We start from the raw sequence: 21,068 nt of genomic DNA, 5'->3' as shown, positions 1-21,068 counted from the left end.
TCTCAATAATTAATTTACGCAGGCAGATAATTGTGCACCGGAAAAACAGCTGCCGTCATCATTTTTTTACCAGTTCCTTTTTGGAAAAAATAATCCAGCCTCCCCAGATTGATACCGGCAAAACCGACCTGATTAATCGTCGTAATCTTGCCATCCAGATTTTTAATATCTTCCGGCGCTTTCATGAAAGTATGCGTATGCCCTCCGATCACCAGATCAATATTCCGTGTTGAACTGGCCAAAATCTGATCAGATACCTTGTTTTCCTTATATCTGTAACCTAAATGGGAAAGGCAGATCACAAGATCGCAATGCATATCATTTTTCAGGATTGCCGCCGTTTCATTCGCCTTGGTTATAGGATCCTGATAAACAATATCGCCATAATTTTTCTTATCAACCAGACCAGCCAGTTCTATTCCCAAACCGAAAACACCTATTTTCAAACCTTGTTTTTTGAAAATTTTATAGGATTGAGTTTTCCCTTTCAGGTCGGTATTATTAAAATCGTAGTTACTTACAAGAAATGGAAAATTGGCGTGAGGAAGCTGTTTTATAAATCCTGCAATTCCATTGTCAAAATCGTGGTTTCCCATTGTTCCTGCATCATAACCCATGTCACTCATCAGCTTCATTTCCAGTTCCCCACCGAACATGTTGAAGTAGGGAGTTCCCTGAAAAACATCTCCTGCATCCAGCAGCAGCACGTTCTCTTGCTCTGCTCTGATCTGTTTGATCAAAGCTGCGCGACGGGCAACTCCGCCTAATCCCTGATTTCTGGATCCGTCCATCGGGAAAGGTTCGATACGGCTATGCACATCATTGGTATGCAAAATGGTCAGCTGCACCGTTTCATCCTTCGCAAAAGCCGCAAACGGAGATGCACTTAATGCGAAGAAAGCAGCAGCAGCGCTGCCGCTTTTCAGAAAATCCCGGCGACTAGTCGTTGACAACAGTAATTCTTCCATCTAATTGCGTATTTATAGTTTTTCCTGCACTTGTCAAATCACTGATGTAGTCAATAATGGCATCGCGCACTTTTTTATTAATGATCTTACTTTCAATCGGGTTTGCCAGACAGCTCAGATCTTCCGCGCCATTGGCCAGATAATCGTAGGTCAGCAGATTATAAGTTTGATTGATATCAAAAGGTTTTCCTGCAATAAACACATCGTAGGCTTTTTTATCTTTAATTTTCATCCGGATTCCTGCCACGGGCTGTCCATCCGACTTCACAATAAAATCGATCACTTTTTGAATATTGGCGCCGGTCAGTTTCAACACAACGAGCTCATTTTCAAAAGGCATTAATTCAAAAGCGTGTGAAACTGTAATATTTCCTTTTGGAAAAGTTGTTCTTAAACCTCCTTTTGTCGCCAGTGTCAGTTGAATCGTAGGATCTTTTTTTAATCCTTCCGTTAAAATAGCGTCTGAAAAGAAATCACCCATAAGCGTTTCAGGATCCGAAGGCTTAGTAAGTTCTCTTTCCGTTTTCCCGATCACACGGCTCATTTCGGAGTCCATCTGTTTTTTGTAGGGCAGATAATAATTTACGACTGATGAATCAACGCCAGCATCCTGCGTAACTGCATATTGCTTGTATTGATTGCCGGAAACAGTAAAATGACGATTACAGGAAGTCAGAAATAATGCGCCAAAAATCAGGCTGTACGTGATATTACTGTATTTTTTTGAAGAAAGCATAACGAAACGTTCGAATTGAATTACAAAAGTAACAGCAATTATTCCAGGTTTCGTCAGTAACGGAAAATTTGATGAAAAATTAAAATAACAAAAAATCCGGCACTTATGTAAAGCACCGGAACATTTGATATTATTTTGATTTGCTTTTAATCAGAAGGTAATCGACATTATCTTTTTTTGCAAATGCTGCAATTTCTGTATACTTCTCATAGTTATCCCAGCGCATTACATCATCGTTTTCAAATGTTGGAGCGATATCCCGTTTTAAATTCAGCATGCCCAGAACCACATTCGGCTTGAACGAAAAATCTGAAAGATTCGTGATTGTAATCCTGTCTGCGATTTCATTGATATAGATTATCTCAACTTTGCCCTCTCTGTAAATCATTTTCGGACATTTATCACAACCAGCCTTTGCGTCGCGCCAGTAACTGTCCAGCGTTCCTTTGCCCAATACTGCTTCCACTTCCTTTTCGCTTCTGAAGGCAACTTTGCTCAGGTCAACCAGAACAATTGGGGCAAGTGTTTCATCTTCCTCATCCTTCATTACAAAAAACTTAATGAAAATAGCCAGGGCGACGATAGCCAGACCAATAAATCTCCATTTGTACCACTTCCTTTTGGTAGGCGTAATTTCATTTTCCATTGAATAACGGTTATAGTTCGATTTGTAAATTCAACTATAACGTATAGTAATATCATGCCAGAAAGGTACGGCGGCATGACATTAAATTGGAAATTAAAATGACCGGGCCATAGTCTAGACAATCAGCTCACCGTAATAAATCTCGATCAGCTCAAGAATATTTTTCACGCCTAATTTTTCGAAAACGATAGACTTATGTGTTCCAACCGTGGAAACCTTAATATCCAGATGATTGGCAATCGCAGATAACGACTCGCCTTTGATAAGATAATCAACAATTTCCTTCTGACGCCTTGACAACTTATCGTTCAAAGCATGGTGCGTGGTTTCCTTGCTTTTATGCGGCGAATTTTTTCTTCTGTGAACATTGCTCAGAAAAGTCTCCTGCGCCATGGCCTCCAGCAACTCCATACATAGATAACGTTCCTGATTCAAAACTTTACCAACAGCAGCCGCAATCTCCTCTCCGGAAGCCGACTGTGTAAGAAATCCATTTGCACCAGCGATAAGGTAGCTCATAGCATGCGGATAATGCATAGTTTTGGCAAAAACCAGGATTCTTGTATGGCTGTTATTTTCCTTGATCTCATTAATCAGATCTTCAACTTCCTCAGAAATTGTTCCGATAATAACGATATCAAATTTAATTTTTTGTTGAAAAATATCAATAACGCCCTGCGACGAACTCTCCTCAGACAATATCTCGCAATTGAAATTCTCCTTGATTACCTGACTTAGTCCAACCCTCACGATTGTACTGTTGTCAACAATTAAGATTTTGCACTTATTCATAGTATTACTCATTGATAGACCGGGGAATCTATCCTAATTTAGTAGGTGGCAAGGTTAAATTTAGTACTTATTCACTATAATTTTCGAAGAGCAGCTAACGAAATTTCAACTATGTGTGCAGACCAGAATACAAACATGCGCAAAAAGATGAAAATATCTGTATTAAAATTTCATTAGCGACTGTTTTTCCTAAAAAATTTTAATAATTATGGTGAATACTCCATAATTGGCGGACTTTCAAGCATTTGAAATTTCGATTGGAACCATTTCTAATCCAAGTGATGTTAGTTAAACTCGCAGATACAAAAAGAGAAGGGGCGCCGGAACACAAGTTTTTTTCTCTAATTACGTTGACATTAATAGTTTACACCCGGTCCTCTTTACTGAATCTTATTTAAAAACCTTAAGCATTCAAGATGACAAAAGCACACGTTGTAGTTTTATTAATGGTTGTTGCGCTTAGCGTTTCCTTTGGCTTTCAAAAAATCACTCCACTTTTTCATACCAACACTCTTTCAGTTGATACTTTAACTGCCAGTCAGGATTCTGTTTCTACACCAGAATGGATGGCGGTTTATGATTCCTTAGACTTGAAAAACAAGGGGTTATCAGAAGCTGCCTTTCAATATGCGTGGTATGGTTATAAAAAAATGAATCTTGGAAAACATATTCTGGCTATTGCTGATTTCAGCCAGTCTTCCTGCAAAAAGCGGTTATATGTAATTGATTTCCTGGAAAAGAAATTGGTGCTGAACACCTTCGTTGCACATGGAAGAAACTCGGGTCAGGAGTATGCGAAGAATTTCTCAAACGATAATTCATCATTTCAGTCGAGTTTAGGATTTTATAAAACGCTCGGTACTTATCAGGGCAAACATGGCCTTTCATTAAGACTGGAAGGTGTCGAAAAAGGTATTAATGACCGTGCGTTTGAACGTGCAATCGTTATGCACGGTGCTGACTACGTAAGCGAGGATTTTATTAAAAATACAGGTCGTTTGGGAAGAAGTCAAGGTTGCCCCGCTGTATCAATCGCTGATCACAAAAAATTGATTCAGCTTATGTACAACGGAGCGGGACTATTTATATACTCTCAAAACCAGAATTATTTCAAAAAATCATCCTTGTTGGCAGGCCTTAATCTTATGAAAGAAAAAGGTCAGGCGCTTGGTGCATCTCTTTTATACACATCTGCAAAATAAAGCAGATCGCCGTTTTCATTGCAATCAGCTCCCAGGTATAATAAAAATACCGGAATTCGCTTTTTCAATTTGTGCCATTTTGGAGGAATTGAAACGGTGTCAGGTTCGGCCAAAGAATCGTTTTCAAGTAATTGTTCTCCTGCCATGAAATTGGCAAGCTCAGTCGGACGCTGAACTCTCACACATCCGTGACTTCTCCAACGCTGATCGCTGGCGAACAAATATCTTGCATTGGTATCATGCAGGTAAATAGCCAGCGGGTTTTTAATCTCAACTTTCAGCAATCCGAGTGAATTATCTCCGCCTGTTTCCTGGCGAAAACGATAAGGAAATTCTGCCGCAGTCATTGTTTCCCAATCGATATCAGCCGGGTCAACTACTTCCCCTTTTCCTTTAATTATCTCAATTTTGTTTCTTACAAGATATTCAGCATCCTTCGCTGCTTTTGGAAAAATCTCTTTTATCGCAATACTTTTTGGAACGTTCCAATAGGGATTGGTCACGATACTGGTAGCATAAGTATCAATTGTCGGTGTTGGCGTATCCCTTTTTCCGGCAATGGTTCTCATCGTGATCAGGTCCTTTCCCGTTGCATCCATACCTGTCAGATATGCGCCACGGATATTTACCATCACAATACGTGGAGCGCCATTCGCCTGGCGGTGAATCCAGCGATATGCATTAAGAGATTCAGCGACAATGGCGGCACTGTCCTTTTTGTTTTCTGCAATCAGACGTGTGTAATGTTTTTTGAGATTACTATAAACAGGATATTCCGGTTCCAGAGACTCCATCACCATTGCAACGTCAGTACCATTTAGCATATCCTCCGCTGCTTTTCTTAAAATGGTAGTATCTGCGGCAACTTTTTTATTAATATATCGGATAGCAGGCTTATGCCCAAAACCGACTTCTTCAAGTAGTGCAAAAACACGGGCAGATTCCTCAGAAGAAAATTTGTCTGTTTTGATACCTGCACTGGAAGCATATTCCAGCATCTTGCTATAATACTTTTCCTTACTCAATTCCTGCGAAAGTTCTTCCCGGCTCATCTCCCCGGCATCTTTTTTACATGATTGAAAAATAGAAAAAGAGAGAAGAACGATCAGAGAAAAATATTTGGCTCGGGTTACGCCTGAAAATAATTGCATGTTCGATAATCTAAGATTTGTACAGTTTACAATAATAAAATTGTGTGCTAGGCATCCACAACGGCTCAACCTGTAATTAAATTATTATTTATTAGCAAGTTAACACATATTACCATTTCACACGAACGTGCTTATCCTTAAAAAAATGGGGAAATAAATAAACACGACCTTCACGGATTCATACAATTTTCCGCAAGTATCAAAATACCTTTCCAAAATCAATGAACGATCCGGAACTTATTAGCCCGTCAGGCTCTTTTATTTTTTCTATGTATCAATGAATCATGACTAATGAATCTGTCAAAATATTACGTTTCAGCGCTATCTTCTTTTACAATCTGGGGATTTTTCAGTCTCGCCCTGAAAGCTTTGCATGGTTATGCTTCTCTTGATATACTCTTTTACCGTGTCTTCTTTTGCGCAGTTATCATGCTGATCATAGGTTTAGTTTTTCGGACAAAAGTATTGAAGCAAAATATCGGGATCTTCAAAAAATTGACCAGAAAACAGAAACAGCATGCCATTATCCTGGCCTTGTCCGGCGGACTATTGCTTACGGCAAACTGGTTCTTTTTCATATATGCAGTCAACCATATCAGTGTGAAAGCAGGCGCACTGGCCTATCTGGTCTGTCCTATCCTAACGACAGTTTTGGCTTACTTCATTTTGCAGGAAAAACTCAGTCGCTGGCAGTGGATTGCCGTTGCGATCAGCGCTTTCAGCTGTATGTTATTGTCAATAAACCATGTGGCAGACTTGCTTTACAGTTTGATCATCGCCTCAACTTATGCCTTATATCTGGTCAGTCAGCGTAAAAACTTCGGTTTTGATAAATTCATTTTACTGACTTTGCAAATCCTGTTCTCTGCTTTGATTCTCCTTCCTTTTTACCCAGTATACAGCGCCGCCGTTCCAACGGGGTCTTTCTTTTACATGATGATTGCCATGATTGCTGTGGTTTTTACGATCATGCCTTTGTTCATGAATTTGTATGCCCTGCAAGGCGTAAATTCTTCAACAATGGGTATTTTGCTTTATATCAATCCTTTAATCGGATTCCTGTTTGCGGTTTTTTATTTTAAAGAAGAAATCACTGCGCTGCAATTTATGGCTTATGGACTGATTTTACTGGCCATTATTTTGTTCAATAAACATCATCTGTTCAAAACAAGAAATATTGAAACAGCTTAATAGCCATTCCATGTCCACTCAGCAAATAAAAATCCCGGCATCCAGCCTTGACTTTCTCAAATCTTTAAAAGAAAATAATAACCGCGATTGGTTTAACGCCCGCAAAGATGAATTTTTGGAAGAACAGAAGCATATCGAAATTTTCGCTGATGCGCTGTTAGATGAACTTAACAAAACTGACCTGATAGAAACACTGTCAGGCAAAAAAAGCCTGCACCGAATTTATAGAGATACGCGCTTTTCAAAGGAAAAAATCCCGTATAAAATTAATTGGAGCGGAAGCTTTTCCCGTGCGACGAAACAGTTAAGAGGTGGATATTATTTCCATATTCAGCCAGGAAATAGTTTTGTTGCGGGAGGTTTCCAGGCACCTAATCCGGAAGATTTAAAACGTATCCGTGAAGATTTCAGTTTTGACCCAGCACCGATAAGAAAAATTTTAAACAGTAAATCTTTCGTTGATACGTTTGGAAGCCTGAAAGGCGAACAAATTAAAACCACCCCAAAAGGTTTTGATAAAAATGACGAGGCCATGGATCTGCTTCGTTACAAACAATTTCTGTTGATCAAAAACTTTTCTGACGAAGAAGTGCTCAGCTCGTCATTCCTGAAAGCAGCAAGCGAAGCATTTAAGAACATGCGACCGTTTTTTAATTACATGAGTGAAGTATTATCGACTGACCAGGACGGGCTGGCACTTTGAATTCCTGAGGATATCAACTTGTATTTTGGCAATCATTTAGAAGACAATCTTGATTTACTGCTTTTGATCTGTCCTGGAAATGCATCCGGGAGTATTTGCTGTCATGCGCGTTGAAACCGGCGTTGAGGATTCGGATGTTGGGGTACTCGAAGCAGTGCCAACAGAATTTCAAAAATGACAAAATATTTTTGAGAAAAAGTGAATGAGCCGTATTACTACGCGGCTCATTCACTTTTTAAACGCAGTGCGTTTTATTCCAGTTGGTTAACTACGAAAGTAAATTTCCCCATTAAATAAGTTGCGAAGATTTGAATTCGACGCTTGTGTTTTCGAAAAAATTCAGGTATTATTGATACCAGATTAGTAAATTAAATTGATACTAAAAATATCATAATATTTATTAACTGCTTATTGTCAATAATATAGAAATATTATTTTACTAAACGGAAAATTTAATCGACATGATCAGCATTGAAACCATTAAAATTATCCCAAACAAAGAAAATATAATTGTCAGAGTTTGTACGAATAGCAGCGAGGAAGTAAGTTTTAATAATTTCCGTTTCGAACTGCATACCATGTGCGATGTACCGATTCTGGCTTTCAAGTTTGACAAACCGGAAGATATCATTCTTGCACCCATCAATTTCCGTTCACTTGCCGCGTGGCCAAAAGCAGCATTGCTCAGGATTCATTTCCAGATTTTTGATCTACATAACGACGTCATTTCTTATGATAGAGAACTCGAATTGAGCGAAGACGATTCAGTAGTTATTCTGTTTTCTAAATTGCAGCAAAAAAATATGTACAAACGTCAGATTGAGGCAATCATTGATTTTGTCAAATCGGATTATATTGAATTTGCAGGTCTGGCGGAAGTTTTTTAACGATCGCCGGCAAATTCCCATTCAGGATTTTAATAATTAAAAACGATTTCTTTTCCATTTTACAGAAACCGGAGAGCCGTCGGCGATCATGATCGAGTCAGGTTTTTTATTTTTTAGAAACGCAAAGTCGCTGCCATACATCGTCTCGAAATTGCAGGTAATCTCGTAATTTATTATTTCGCTCACATTCCAGCGCCCATGCCGGATGTTATATTCCTCCGCAGAATTTGTATCAATTTTGGTATATCCGTAATAATGTTCAAAAATAAATTCCTCGATCGTGTCGGGTTTCATTGGAGAACTCACCGGCGACGCTTCTACATAAATCCGGTTCCACTCCTGATTGATCTTCCACTCGTACTCAATTTTCTTAATTTCCCTGCTGATTTCCCAGTGATGTCTTGTGGGAATAGAAACGTAATGCTCTTTGTATAAATAGTTCGCCACCAACGCCACGACTTTGCTGGGAACCGTTTCATTGATAAATACGACGCCCCGTTTGATCTCATTTCCTTCCTTTCGAACGACATAAAAACGTAGGTTCACTTCCTCAAAAGTGCCGAAGAACGGAATCGGGACTTTGAAAATACGCGTGTCTTTAAAGAGGAATCCTACCAGACTGACAAATGTTTCGCCTTGAAAATAATCCAGCTCAACGCCTTTTGGCAGGTAAGGTAATAACAGCTCAGGCGGAACACTGTAATTGGCCATCACAAGATTTTCCCACTTCGCTTTTAAAAAATCAGTCATAACGTTATGGAATTCGTAACCTGAAATTACTTTGGAGTAAATGAATAATACAAAAAGCAAGATATGAAAATAATACTATATCAGTGGAGAATATGTTTTACTCAGCAATTCGTTGAATATTAAAATCATCATTGATATATTTGTCTAAGTGATAAAATCTCAGAACAAAATACAACTCAACAGAATGGAAGCCATAGATTATTTAAGAGAAGAGATAAAATCACATTTTACGGAATCTTACGAACTGCAACTTTCGAGCTATTTTGCTCTGCACCGGCGTTTTAACTTTTATTTCAAAATCACTGACCATTACCCATATCTGCTTTACCTCAACTGGGATGGCGAAGGCAACCATTTCACACTAAAATGCCTGGAATTTGACGGCGCTGAAATACTCGACACGCTGATTGGCGAATATCCCGACAAAGGCGCTAAATCTTTTAACATCGGAAAACCAAAACTGATGGTTGACTTTATTTATCGAGATCTGGAAAAATTATACGTTACGGATTGTAAAGGAATTCAGGAAGAAATTCGATCGAAAGAAATCACTAGAAAAAAGTTAATGGAGTGCGTAGATCCGGGTAAATAATTTTACTAATTCACGAAATATTCATAACTTAGTAACTACTTAAAACGCTCCTGGTTATGTATACTTTCCTGTTCGCTCTCAGCCTTACTTACCTTTGCTACAACTTTTACCATGTAATTAAAGGCACTGTTCCAGCATGGCTTGGAAAAAAATTACGTGCCGTAGAACAGAGTCCACCTCTTGAAGGTCTTGACAACAAACGCTGGGACACGCCCATTGGAGCACTTTCAAAAGCCTTCGCCTGTTCCGTTCTTTTCACGAGTTTCATCGTTTTGACTTATTTGCTGGGTTACGAAACGTTGGTGCAAAATAGTGTTTTGTACTTTGTTGTGCTGTTTGCATCTGGGGGAGCTTGTCTGACGCATTGGAATTTGAGGAGGTGGTTGAGGGGGATTCATGTTGTAATAAAAAAATAAAGATTCAAGCTTCCGCAACCTAATAACTCCCCATATAGACACCCATCTTATTTATCGGAAGATTGTACATAAATCGTAAAGTAATTGTCTTTTTTACCCTGCCGGGAGGACTTCTTTTTATTCCAATGGTCAAGTTTGGACTCACGGTTAAAAAGTCAAACTCAAATTCCTTTTCAATTGCCAGGGGAGCATCTTTTATGCCCTTTACCAGATGAAACTTATTATTAAAAGTTTTTTCCAGATTTAGGCGCAAAGAATCATAAACTCCCGCTCGCTCTTCGAAAATAAAAATGTACGAGTGGAGCTTCCTGGGAAATAAAATTTCCTTCGGTTGGTACTCATTATAAAAATCTCCCGGTTTATAATGGAAATCTAAAACCACTTCTAAATCATCAGTTTTCTTTTGATAATAATAACCCGGAGGCTTATAATTTAATTTATGCTTTTTTACCGCTTCCTGAACTGTCGAAGGAAAATACCACTGTTGCCCAGCAAAACTGAAATTTGTTGGATTTGGCTCCGAAATTTGAAATCCAGTTCCAATTATGAGCAGTGTCAGACTAAAAATAACTAGGTATTTGATCATGGGTTTCGGGTTGGTTTCGAACGAAAAATAGCATTCTGTTCATAAGTTGTCAATGTAGAAAGCAATTTTAGCTCACAAATTATATACAACTTTTCGCCCAAATTATATATTGATGCATGTAACCTAAAATACGGTATATGTGTAAACCAAATAGTTATAATTCCACACCGCGAAAATTGTGGTTTGACGATAAAATCGTCACCATAAAATTAGGTATCCCTGATAATCAACCGTTAATCCCCAACGTCACTGAGTAAATCTTGTTTTCCGATTTTAAGTTGTGCCCAAAATGACCGTTATTAGCGAAAGTTTAATCTTTGTACTTTACAAACAAAACATAGCAAAGGCTTAAAAAAAGATGTGAAGGATATTTTTTTCGTAAATAGGCCGGTTTGCTAGACAAATAGGCATTACCGACACCAGCCAACTCCCTTCATATTTATCTTGAAACTCTTAGCGAAATCCAACACTTGCTTTCTAGATCCCATACTTCAATTATTGAAGAATATTTAAACTTTTGGAATGCGCTTTATGAGTTGCCTCAGAATTGTATCAGGAATCATGTTCCAAAACGAATCTGGCATTAAGGTAATCTTGATCCCAGTCAAGCCATTATTTAGATATACTTGCTCTCTTGGCTTCTGTTCATTTAAATGGATCATTATTAAATAGAAGCCGGTTAGAATAATTACTGGGTTAGTATTAGAATTTACATTAACTCGCGCGGCAGAAACGCTTTCACTCCAATTAAGTGGCGTTCCGAGCATGAATGTCCTGTACTCAAAATCTGAATTTTGATTTAAGGTCGTAAAAATTTCATTTGTATTATTTCCTTTGAACCGAAGAAGTTGCAATCTGATTTTTTCAAGTAAATTTTTATCAATAAGAAACCTTTCAAATGGAAAAATAGAAGCGATATGACATCGGAATAAAATCGAATCGATCAAAAGGTAAACAAGCCTAGGTTCAACCAATTTTGTTTTAAGGAATTGGCTACCAACGTTATCAAATAAAGACTCAAAATAAACTGGGCCACGATTACTCTTAATTAAGTTATGGATTTGTTGGGCGAAATATCCCTCTAGTACCGAGAGATAAGATTCACAAGATGGACAAAAAATATAATCTTCCTTCGCAGTGTCTTGGTAAATAAATGGTTTGTCAATGTTTTTAGCAGTTACTCCAAAAATCTGACGCTTATCATTATTCTCAAAAAGAACTTTCCCCATAAATTTGGGAATAATGTGAGAATTTTTCTTTGTAGAGCGCTCGTTTTGGCATAAACAACAATTGTCACTTAACTTCCTCTTATCAGCTCGTTTTATCATTTCTCATCAATCTATTCCAAAGACAATACAACATTTTACATATCTCTTACTTCCACCCTATCCCATTCCTTAGTCTGTGTCTCCACAGACCTCGAATTTATGAATTAAAACAAACCCCAAAACTTAATGATTTTCACAAAAAAAAATGGATGTAAATCAAATATTTACATCCATCAACTTAACTAAGTGACCGCGACGGGAATCGAACCCATATCTAGAGTTTAGGAAACTCCTATTCTATCCGTTGAACTACGCAGTCAAAATAAATTGGTATCCATATTCCTATGAATACCAATCGGGGTGCAAAATTGAAAAAATTCCGGTTCAATTACAAGTGCTTATTCTTCGGATTGTACCGGAGAATAACCCAGGTCCAGCCAGTTTGGATAGATCGCAAAGTGTTTTGCCTTCACAAGCGAGAATAATGTATTCCGCAACTCTTCCATATTTTCCTTTTTCTCAGCTGAAATAAAGACAACCTGATCCGCTTTGTGCGAAAGATAACTTTTCTTCAACTGGCTCAAAGTGCTTTCCGGAGTAACTTCCTCCATCTCTGGCTCATCCTCACCTTCCCACGTTTCTTCCTGTGGCGCAGGCTTGTAAACATCAATTTTATTAAATACCAGGATCGTCGGCTTGTCGGCCGCGCCGATATCCACCAACGTTTTGTTTACAACTTCAATATGCTCTTCAAAAGATTCATGCGAAATATCAACAACATGAACCAGAATATCCGCTTCGCGAACCTCATCCAAAGTAGACTTAAAAGATTCAATCAGTGTCGTTGGCAATTTTCTGATAAACCCTACCGTATCGGTCAGCAAGAACGGAACATTTTCCATATTCACTTTTCGAACAGTTGAATCCACGGTTGCAAACAACTTGTTTTCTGCAAAAACATCCGATTTCGAAAGGCTCTGCATCAAAGTCGATTTTCCTACGTTGGTATAACCCACAATGGCAACACGTACCAGACGGTCACGTTCTTTGCGGCGCGTCATGCTCTGGCGGTCCACTTTTTCAAGCTTTTCCTGCAAAAACGCAATCCTGTCTTTTACAATACGTCTATCCGTTTCAAGTTCGGTTTCACCCGGACCGCGCATACCGACACCAGCACCAGACTGGCGGCTTAAGTGAGTCCAAAGTCTTGTAAGCCGTGGATACATATATTGGTATTGTGCAAGCTCCACCTGTAATTTGGACTGTGCCGTTTTCGCACGCATCGCGAAAATATCAAGGATCAGGAGACTTCTGTCCAGTACCTTAATATCTTTAAAAATGACTTCAAGGTTACGTACCTGTGAAGGCGAAAGATCATCATCAAAAATGACCATATCAACCGGATTCGCAGTAATGAATATATTTATTTCTTCAAGTTTACCTTTTCCTACATAAGTCTTTATATCAGCCCGTTCCAGATTCTGAGTGAATTTCTGAATGGTTTCAACACCCAAAGTCGTCGCCAGAAAAGCGAGCTCGTCCAGATATTCTTTGGTTTTTGCACTGGTTTGTTTTTGCGTACTCACCGCTACGAGTACTGCAGTTTCAGGTCTTACAGCGGTTGAGAATAATTTACTTTTATCGATCATTCAATAATATGTTATTGTTCAGGTTTCTCTTTTTAGTAAGAAACAAGCCTTTTTCTATACAAAAAGGGTAGTTAGAAAACGGAATACTGCCGTCAAAAGTTCAGGCACATCCGGGATGAAGTTACAACTTACCTGTTGGTATTCCATTTTTTTATTTGAATATTAAAAAACAGTTTTTATTTTTGTCGAAATATTCAAAGCCTATGTTGGTGCTCGTCTCCGGCTTACTTTAAGCCAATCCGTCTTTTCCAGTCCCAGATTCCGGGATATTCGTTACGCATTTCGATAAAATGCGTTCACTAAATTATTATACTCTGACTTTATTTTTTACCAATGAAAAAGTGGTTTCAACTACTTCGTCAGGCCCTGCGCGGTTCTGAAGAAAGTTTTACCGACGGAAGTATCAACCGGGCAATTTTTCTTTTATCCGTACCGATGATCATGGAAATGGTCATGGAATCGCTATTTGCCGTTGTAGATATTTTCTTTGTTTCCAAAATAAGTATTGAAGCAGTCGCTACCGTCGGACTTACCGAATCCGTAATTACGCTCGTTTATTCTATCGCGATCGGATTAAGTACTGCCGCCACTGCGACTGTCGCCAGGCGAATTGGTGAAGGAAATTCGGCCCAGGCACGCCGCGCAATCGGACAGGTGGTATTGATTTCACTGGCCATCTCGTTCCCTATTGCCGTACTTGGTTTTGTATTTGCCGGCGACGTTCTAGCCATCATGGGCGCCGATCCCAAAGTAATCGAAACGGGGACAATTTTTGCAAAGATCCAGTTTCTGAGCGCGCCGGTTGTCATATTGCTTTATTCGTTAAGCGGTGCATTGCGCGGGGCCGGTGCTGCGGCTACTGCGATGCGTTCGCTCATCGTCGCAAATTGTTTTAATATGGTTTTAGGGCCGCTACTAATTTTTGGATTAGGTCCTATTCCGGCACTTGGCGTGGCAGGTGCAGCCATTGCCACGGCACTTGGTCGTTCCATCGGTGTAAGTTATCAGCTTTATTCACTTACAAGGGTCAATACTGCATTGGCATTCGTCTTACGGGATTTGAGGCCGCACCGGGAAACGATTCAGGCCATGATCAAGGTTGCCACGGGCGGTACGGTCCAATTTCTGATATCTTCCGCGAGCTGGATTTTCCTGACCAGGATTCTTGCTGAATTTGGTAGTGATGTCGTTGCCGGATATACCATTGCGATCCGTGTGATCATGTTCACCCTTTTACCGGCGTGGGGACTTGCCAACGCCGCTGCGACTTTGGTTGGACAAAATCTGGGTGCACAAAAACCAGACCGCGCCGAGCTTTCAGTATGGAAATGCGCTTCGTATAATCTCTATTTTCTCGTTGGACTTTCTGTTTTTATGTTCATTGGCGCAGAACATATCATCGGCTGGTTCAGCCCGAATGTTGAAGCGATCCACACCGGAAAATTAGCTTTGCGGGTTTTATGTCTGGGTTATGGATTTTACGCTTACGGTATGGTGGTGATTCAATCGCTGAACGGTGCCGGCGATACCAAAACTCCGACAGTACTGAACCTGATCTGTTTCTGGGCGATCGAAATTCCGCTGGCCTATGTGCTAGCGATTGTATTTAATCTCGGACCAATTGGCGTATTTATCTCCGTCCCGGTTGCAGAATCCTTTCTAGCTTTGTTAGGTATATGGCAGTTCAGAAAGGGAAACTGGAAAACTGTGAAGGTTTAAAAACAGCCACGAATGCACGAATTTTTCACTAATATCTGATTTCAGATTCATGAAAATTCGTGTATTTGTGGCTGAATAATTAGAGGCTGGCGTTAAATTTTAAGAAGGTTATTCTTTCAAAACCTTAAAAACCTGTTTCTGTGGCCCGGATGTTATTTCAAGAAAATATATACCCGATTTCACAGCAGCTCCCGAAATATTGACTTGCTGCGTTTGTAGAGAACCGGAGGAAGGTACCGTCCGTTTTTCCAGAACTCTCCCGCTGATATCGATCACAGTAACATTCACCGGATTATTTTTGTCTGCCTGAAAATCTACATTAAATACTCCGTTTGATGGGTTAGGATATACTTTCCATGCCGCTTGATCTGAAAACGTCACAGAACGAATGGCCGAGTAAGTAAATGTCTCATCCGTATCAACCATTTTCAACCGATAATAACGCGTCGCAAAACCTGAGATCTGCTGGTCTGCAAACTGATATCTCGTCGTTGAAGAAGAATTTACCTTACCGTCAACCTCGCCGATTTTTGCAAATAAATTCTTATGCAGGTCCGTTTCACCGGAAGCCATTTCAATTTCAAAATGACTGAAATTTTTCTCCGAGGCTGTTGCCCATTCCAGCAAAACGCTGTTATAACCGTCTGTGGGATCTATTTTTTTAGCCGTAAACCTGGTTAATTCGACAGGCAAAGGAATTGAAGATTGAAGACCACCTTTTGAAAACCAGAATTCTGACAAACTTTTTGTTTTAAATTCGAGATAATATCCGTCGTCGTAGGGCACTTTTACGATATCCGTCGCAGCCAATAACGACCAGCTGCCAGTGGCATTATTAGAAATATTGCCGTCTTCCAGTTCTTTCTGAAAGTCGCTGTATTTCGAGATTGCCAGCTCATAAGCGGATGCAGGTTTTGCACACCCCGCACATCCCGTCGCAGCAATCAATCTTTCTGTTTCCGTATCAGAAAAATAAAGCCGGATTACTGCAAATTCTGAAAAAGAAGAACTCTCGGATTTAATCGTAAAATTTCGATCATGGTAATATTGACCATTGTTATTCCGCACGGTTCCTTGATTCAGATAAGTCTGCACAACCGTTTTTCCCAGATCCTGGTTAGGCTGAATGGAAGCAATTATCTTGTTATTTTCCGTAAAATTGATCCAGTTCGTTCCACTTACCTCCGTTTTTGAAACCGATGAAGATTGTGGTCCGGAAGAATAAATTTGATTAACCAGATCGTATACATGCACATCGTCAATAGCTATTCCTTCTCTGTTATCATTTTCGTCGCTGCGTAAAGCAAAACGGAAACGAACATTTTTCAGGCCAGTCGGAATTGCTGCGGTGCTCACGTGCCATCTTGTATAATCCTCCACACTCCACAGATCTGAATCGGACTTGACGTTATACCAATTTGTGCCAGTACCAGATGATCCTAATTTAGTCCAGATATTTCCGTCGGTTGAATATTCTACATACGCAAAATCACAAAGTTTATCGGGACATTTTTTCAAATCAATAGCAAGACTAAAACTTAGCGTCGGCTGAGCCATGCCTTCAACTGCGAAGCCAGGTGAATACAAAAAGGATTTTTCCGAAGAGTTATACGACCCCGTTAAATTCGTTTTCCAGGCTTTCGTTCCACTTGCTGCTTTGTTGATCTTTTCGGACTGAGGATTTCCATAGGCCCAGGAACTGTTTTCACCCACACTTTGCCAGTTTCCAGCTTCTGTTTCAAAGTTTTGTAAATATGGAAAAGAAGATATGACGGGTGAGCTGACAATATCGAATTGCGCCAAATTATTTTCCGGTTTTGAATCCCAATCTTTTTCCGTCCAAACTTTGATAGAGTAAATGCCAGTGGATGCAAAATTAATGATATCCGGGAATTGATAGGTTGTAGACGATTCACCTCTGATATACGAAATATTTTGTCTGACCACTACCCCATTGTTAATCTGCATCTTCACAGGAATATCATAAACATCACCAACAGAATTATTTCTAACAATTACACTTACTCTCTGATTATTATAAACCAGATTATTAGAAACAGGAGGTATGATCCTCGTTAATTCAATATCGTTTGATTCTCTTGTTATCTGAATATCATCAAAACTATAACCTGCTCCACCATACTGATTTGCCGTCACCCTTTCACCATATTGACCCCAACGGATCTGGAAACTTTCAGAAAAACTTTTGTTATTCGTAGTAAGAATTTTACTCAATTGAATAATCGCACGTTTGTATCCTTCGCCTGGTGAACTATGATAAACGTAAAGGTTGTCAGCTTCAATCCAGGGATCAGTATCTTTTCCCCGAATCCAAACCTTATCATTTTCATTGTGATACTGTCCGTGATTATTAAACCAGAAAGACAAGCGCAAATCGTCAGTTGCGGGATTATATTGTGCCAGATTAAAGGTCCCAACCAGATAATTCACGTTCCCAACAGTCACGTTTTTAAGTACATCCAATGTCAGAGCTCGGTTTCCTGAGTAAGCCATATCAGAACCGACATAGGTGCGAAGTCGTCCGAAATTGGTTGAAGCAGTCAGGTCAAAACGGTCACCGCCATCCAAACCGACCTGCCGGGCAGTTGCTTGTTGGACAGGATAATTTTCAAATTGTTCTAAAAACGGAAGACTTAGCGGTGTGTTATCAAGTTGTTTGAAAACCTGTGTGATCGAATTATTTCCTTCAACAGGATCACCTGCTTTTTTAACAAAAACCCGAAAACGGTATGAACCAACATTTGCCAGATTTGCAGTAGTCGCGAAAGTATGATCATAGGAAGCGCCTGCCTGGATGGAAGGTTTGATCGTTTCCCAAAGAATAACGCTATTGTCATCTCCGATAGAATATCCAACCTGAATATCCTGATCTGAAACCTGGTCGTCAAGATTTTTTATACGAATCGTAACTGGATGTGAGGATGATAGCTCCAAAGAAGTATGCACTCGGCCAGACTGAGCCGGGGAGATTATGGTTTCAATTTCCAGATCGTTGTCGGAGATATTTGCAGCACAATTTCCCTGATTTGGCGTCCTTATGATCGCAGTACTACGTCTGCCGGGATGACCGTTAATGATCGCTCTGACAGACACATAATAAGTGGAATCTTTTGACAAACCGGATAATGTATAACTGGTGTTCCTCATGGTAGCCAGACGCGACATTTCCTGACCTTGAAGCGTCATCACCTCATATTCTGAAGCCCCATCAACAGCTGGCCATTGAATGGCGATATATCCTTCACACTGTGACGGAGATAAGGATACGGCCGGCAAGCCCAAAATGGTAAACGGAGCACTTTCACTTACAATTGCAGTATCATTTTGTTTAATCCTAATTTTCGCTTCACCCGTAGCGGCTGCGGGCAAAGTCCATTTCAACTGTCGCAGATCGGCACTTACAGCATCATTAATAGAAGTCCACGAGCTTCCGTTATTTAAGGAATATTCTATTTTAAAAGTCTTGGTATTGTTTCCATATGCATCCCAGCTGATATAAAGATCTTCTCCTTTTACCAAACGTTCCTGTCCAACGGGATAAGTCAGGGTGGTGGAAACGGGAATATTATCATAAACAACGACATATTTCTGGTTACCCTGAGTGACGGTCGTCCCATTAATAAAAATGTTATAATCGCCAGCGCCCGGATTGTCGATAACAATTTGCTCCATATTATTTGTATCGTCAGCTCCATTTCCAGCCGGCGATAAAATGTTTTTAGGGTCTGATAATTGTGGAAGCAACTCAGGTGATTCTGGTGAAACCACGCGCAGATCCAGATTATTTACCAAAGCCTTACCGCTTAAAACCGAAGGAGCCGGATCGTTCCAGTACAGCATAATCTTCAGCTGCGCAGTATTTGCCGGTACTTTTATAGCATGCTGGTTTACTGCACCATTAGAAATCTGGCTTTCCAGGTAACTATTCTGGTTAAGCATTTGCAACGAACGCAGCAAATTCAACCCACCAAAACCATTTCCATAATCCGGCCCTGCCAAACCCTGGTCAATCGCTCCGTTGCATAAAAGTGCCTTCATGAGTGCATTCTGAGGATTATCTCCATTATGCAGCTGGCGGTATCTCTGATACATTAATACAAGTCCGCCGGATACAGATGCAGTGGCCATACTCGTTCCGCTTCCAATTCCATATTGATCTGTCGGCGTGGTGGATGTGACCGCAGAACCGGTAGCTGTCAAGTCAGGTTTGATCCTGCCATCTTTTGTTGGGCCTTTACTTGAAGAACTGTTTAGAATTCCGGTATCATAAGTATTACCGACCGTGATCACATTTTTTGCGGCAGTATATCCTCCTAACACATTACCAAAACCGGAAGGCATTCCAACACACATACTTACCTGCCCGCTGTTTCCTGCTGCGAAAACATGCTGGAGATAAGGAAAATCGAAAGCCTGCTGATCCAAAACCTTGGACGTTAAATTATAATCGCCAAAATCACTGCAAGACCCAGCGTCAACGCCATAGGAATTGTTGGTAATTACCATCCCATAATCCCTCACGTACATGGCCGCGTTGGCCCAGATATTGCTGTTGATCTGTGAGATAATTCTGGATTTTGGTGCGTATCCCTTATATCTTTCATCAACAATTCCGGCACCCGCTACGGTACCCATAATGTGTAAGCCGTGCGAATTTCCTTTGATACCGGAATGATTGATCAGCCGACCTTTAAAATCAATGTGCTGCTGGGGATCTGCATTATCACCAATCCCGATCGTTACCCCCTCACCATGTAAATTGAAACCAACAGGTGACGCAGTTTGAAGAATATTTGCACGCGAGTTTGTTATACTTCTAAAATTAGAAGGTTTTTCTTCTCCCGGAATTGCCTGTATATATTGTACGAATGGCAAACTGGCAAGTTCTTTTAAAAAGCTTTTTGCAACACGAACTTCGATAATCTGATAGGCTTTAAGATTATCAGAGATGATTTGGATCTTACTTTTGTCCAATTCTTTTTTTACCTCGTCGAACGAATAAGACTTTGGAAAATTCATCCAGACATCCAGCTGACCGGAAACTTTTTCTGCATGTTTTGGAAAGTTACCATTGGCTAAGGCCGCCTGCATCTTCTGCTCTGGGCTCAAAGATAAGATTGATATTGCCCGAACTCTTGAAAGTAAAGCATAGTCGACCCCATCTTTAACGGTAGCCATATACGCATTATCAGGTATATAGTCGAGCAGCTCAATGCCTGCCTGCCTAAGTTCAGCGCGCTGAAACTCATCCGGCAGTTTTTCAAATTGTAATATAACGAGCGACTTCTGGCCCTGGCCGGAGACTTTTAATCCTGATTTACCAACATTTTTTGTAACGTTCTTATCTGGAACAATTGTACCTGTTTTGAGGTATAATTTATAGTCGGGACTGTTCTGACCAATGGCATCCGGCCCGATAATAAAAATGAAAAGTAGAAGAAAATATGCGTAAAATTTATTATCATACATGACTTGCGAGAAGGATAGCTTGGGATGGTATTATTTTAGGTTTATGAATTTTTTTCGGTGTCAAATTGAATCTTGAATTATTTGTTAGGAAAGTAAAATAGTGTCTCATGACGCGCTTTTTAGGCGTCAAAAATTTTCTATTTGTTAATTTTCCTACTTTACGAAATTAGTACAAAATCAAGCGAGAGGACCTAGAATCACTTCGACACGACACTAGAAAGATTTGTAGACATTTATCGCATTGAGAGCAAAACAGCGTGCATTCTCTGCAATCCATACTTTCCGTCAGGAAACTAAATGCGCGACTAAAACAGTTATCTTT

The 21,068-nt window shown here is 39.9% G+C and carries 17 protein-coding genes and 1 tRNA gene; 7 read left to right on the top strand and 11 right to left on the bottom strand.

Annotation, left to right across the window (positions count from 1 at the left end; genetic code table 11):
- Positions 1-14: 14 nt before the first annotated feature.
- The 4 genes from L0657_RS00445 to L0657_RS00430 form a co-directional block, all read right to left on the bottom strand.
- Positions 15-968, bottom strand: coding sequence for a bifunctional UDP-sugar hydrolase/5'-nucleotidase (locus L0657_RS00445; protein WP_235148354.1), 954 nt, complete (start codon positions 966-968; stop codon positions 15-17).
- Entirely contained in the window at positions 940-1,704 is a 765-nt protein-coding gene (locus tag L0657_RS00440; RefSeq protein ID WP_235148353.1) for a 5'-nucleotidase C-terminal domain-containing protein, read from the bottom strand. Before L0657_RS00440 ends, L0657_RS00445 begins: the two co-directional genes overlap by 29 nt.
- Positions 1,705-1,834: 130 nt before the next feature.
- Positions 1,835-2,350: a hypothetical protein gene (locus L0657_RS00435; protein WP_235148352.1), complete on the bottom strand. Its 516-nt coding sequence runs from the start codon at positions 2,348-2,350 to the stop codon at positions 1,835-1,837.
- Positions 2,351-2,464: 114 nt separating this feature from the next.
- Positions 2,465-3,142, bottom strand: a complete 678-nt coding sequence (locus tag L0657_RS00430) for a response regulator transcription factor (RefSeq protein WP_235148351.1) — start codon at positions 3,140-3,142, stop codon at positions 2,465-2,467.
- A 416-nt stretch (positions 3,143-3,558) separates the two neighbouring features.
- Here L0657_RS00430 and L0657_RS00425 point away from each other — a divergent pair, with 416 nt between their 5' ends.
- Positions 3,559-4,344, top strand: a complete 786-nt coding sequence (locus L0657_RS00425; RefSeq protein ID WP_235148350.1) for a murein L,D-transpeptidase catalytic domain family protein — start codon at positions 3,559-3,561, stop codon at positions 4,342-4,344.
- Here the strand turns inward: L0657_RS00425 and L0657_RS00420 are convergent.
- On the bottom strand, positions 4,302-5,495 hold the full coding sequence (locus L0657_RS00420) for a L,D-transpeptidase family protein (RefSeq protein WP_235148349.1): 1,194 nt from the start codon (positions 5,493-5,495) through the stop codon (positions 4,302-4,304). The genes L0657_RS00425 and L0657_RS00420 overlap by 43 nt on opposite strands.
- Before the next feature lie 291 nt (positions 5,496-5,786).
- On the opposite strand from L0657_RS00420, the gene L0657_RS00415 reads away from it, so the two are divergent.
- From L0657_RS00415 to L0657_RS00405, 3 genes are all read left to right on the top strand, one after another.
- Positions 5,787-6,686: an EamA family transporter gene (locus tag L0657_RS00415; protein WP_235148348.1), complete on the top strand. Its 900-nt coding sequence runs from the start codon at positions 5,787-5,789 to the stop codon at positions 6,684-6,686.
- A gap of 10 nt (positions 6,687-6,696) precedes the next feature.
- Positions 6,697-7,389: a DUF2461 domain-containing protein gene (locus L0657_RS00410; RefSeq protein WP_235148347.1), complete on the top strand. Its 693-nt coding sequence runs from the start codon at positions 6,697-6,699 to the stop codon at positions 7,387-7,389.
- Positions 7,390-7,850: 461 nt separating this feature from the next.
- A complete protein-coding gene (locus tag L0657_RS00405; protein WP_235148346.1) occupies positions 7,851-8,276 on the top strand; it encodes a hypothetical protein in 426 nt (141 codons plus the stop codon).
- Between the two features lie 36 nt (positions 8,277-8,312).
- On the opposite strand, the gene L0657_RS00400 is transcribed toward L0657_RS00405, so the two are convergent.
- Positions 8,313-9,026 (bottom strand): YqjF family protein, encoded by a 714-nt coding sequence (locus L0657_RS00400; RefSeq protein ID WP_235148345.1) that lies wholly within the window; start codon positions 9,024-9,026, stop codon positions 8,313-8,315.
- Between the two features lie 184 nt (positions 9,027-9,210).
- On the opposite strand from L0657_RS00400, the gene L0657_RS00395 reads away from it, so the two are divergent.
- Both L0657_RS00395 and L0657_RS00390 read left to right on the top strand, forming a co-directional pair.
- Positions 9,211-9,618 carry a hypothetical protein gene (locus L0657_RS00395; RefSeq protein WP_235148344.1) on the top strand — a complete coding sequence of 136 codons (408 nt, stop codon included), beginning with the start codon at positions 9,211-9,213 and terminating at the stop codon, positions 9,616-9,618.
- 56 nt (positions 9,619-9,674) lie between these two features.
- Positions 9,675-10,034 (top strand): hypothetical protein, encoded by a 360-nt coding sequence (locus tag L0657_RS00390; RefSeq protein ID WP_235148343.1) that lies wholly within the window; start codon positions 9,675-9,677, stop codon positions 10,032-10,034.
- 19 nt (positions 10,035-10,053) lie between these two features.
- On the opposite strand, the gene L0657_RS00385 is transcribed toward L0657_RS00390, so the two are convergent.
- The 4 genes from L0657_RS00385 to hflX form a co-directional block, all read right to left on the bottom strand.
- Positions 10,054-10,620, bottom strand: a complete 567-nt coding sequence (locus L0657_RS00385) for a hypothetical protein (RefSeq protein WP_235148342.1) — start codon at positions 10,618-10,620, stop codon at positions 10,054-10,056.
- Between the two features lie 509 nt (positions 10,621-11,129).
- Positions 11,130-11,948, bottom strand: a complete 819-nt coding sequence (locus L0657_RS00380; protein WP_235148341.1) for a hypothetical protein — start codon at positions 11,946-11,948, stop codon at positions 11,130-11,132.
- Positions 11,949-12,135: 187 nt separating this feature from the next.
- Positions 12,136-12,207: transfer RNA gene (locus L0657_RS00375), tRNA-Arg, on the bottom strand.
- Between the two features lie 79 nt (positions 12,208-12,286).
- Positions 12,287-13,537, bottom strand: a complete 1,251-nt coding sequence (gene hflX / locus L0657_RS00370; protein ID WP_235148340.1) for a GTPase HflX — start codon at positions 13,535-13,537, stop codon at positions 12,287-12,289.
- 333 nt (positions 13,538-13,870) lie between these two features.
- On the opposite strand from hflX, the gene L0657_RS00365 reads away from it, so the two are divergent.
- The gene (locus L0657_RS00365) at positions 13,871-15,256 is read left to right on the top strand and encodes an MATE family efflux transporter (RefSeq protein ID WP_235148339.1); all 1,386 of its coding nucleotides are present in this window, start codon (positions 13,871-13,873) and stop codon (positions 15,254-15,256) included.
- A 108-nt stretch (positions 15,257-15,364) separates the two neighbouring features.
- Here the strand turns inward: L0657_RS00365 and L0657_RS00360 are convergent, their stop codons facing one another.
- Positions 15,365-20,746: a S8 family serine peptidase gene (locus tag L0657_RS00360; RefSeq protein WP_235148338.1), complete on the bottom strand. Its 5,382-nt coding sequence runs from the start codon at positions 20,744-20,746 to the stop codon at positions 15,365-15,367.
- Positions 20,747-21,068 lie beyond the last annotated feature (322 nt).

The organism is Dyadobacter sp. CY345, from assembly GCF_021502725.1.
Lineage (GTDB): Bacteria > Bacteroidota > Bacteroidia > Cytophagales > Spirosomataceae > Dyadobacter.
This window is presented reverse-complemented; position numbering and strand designations above follow the sequence as displayed.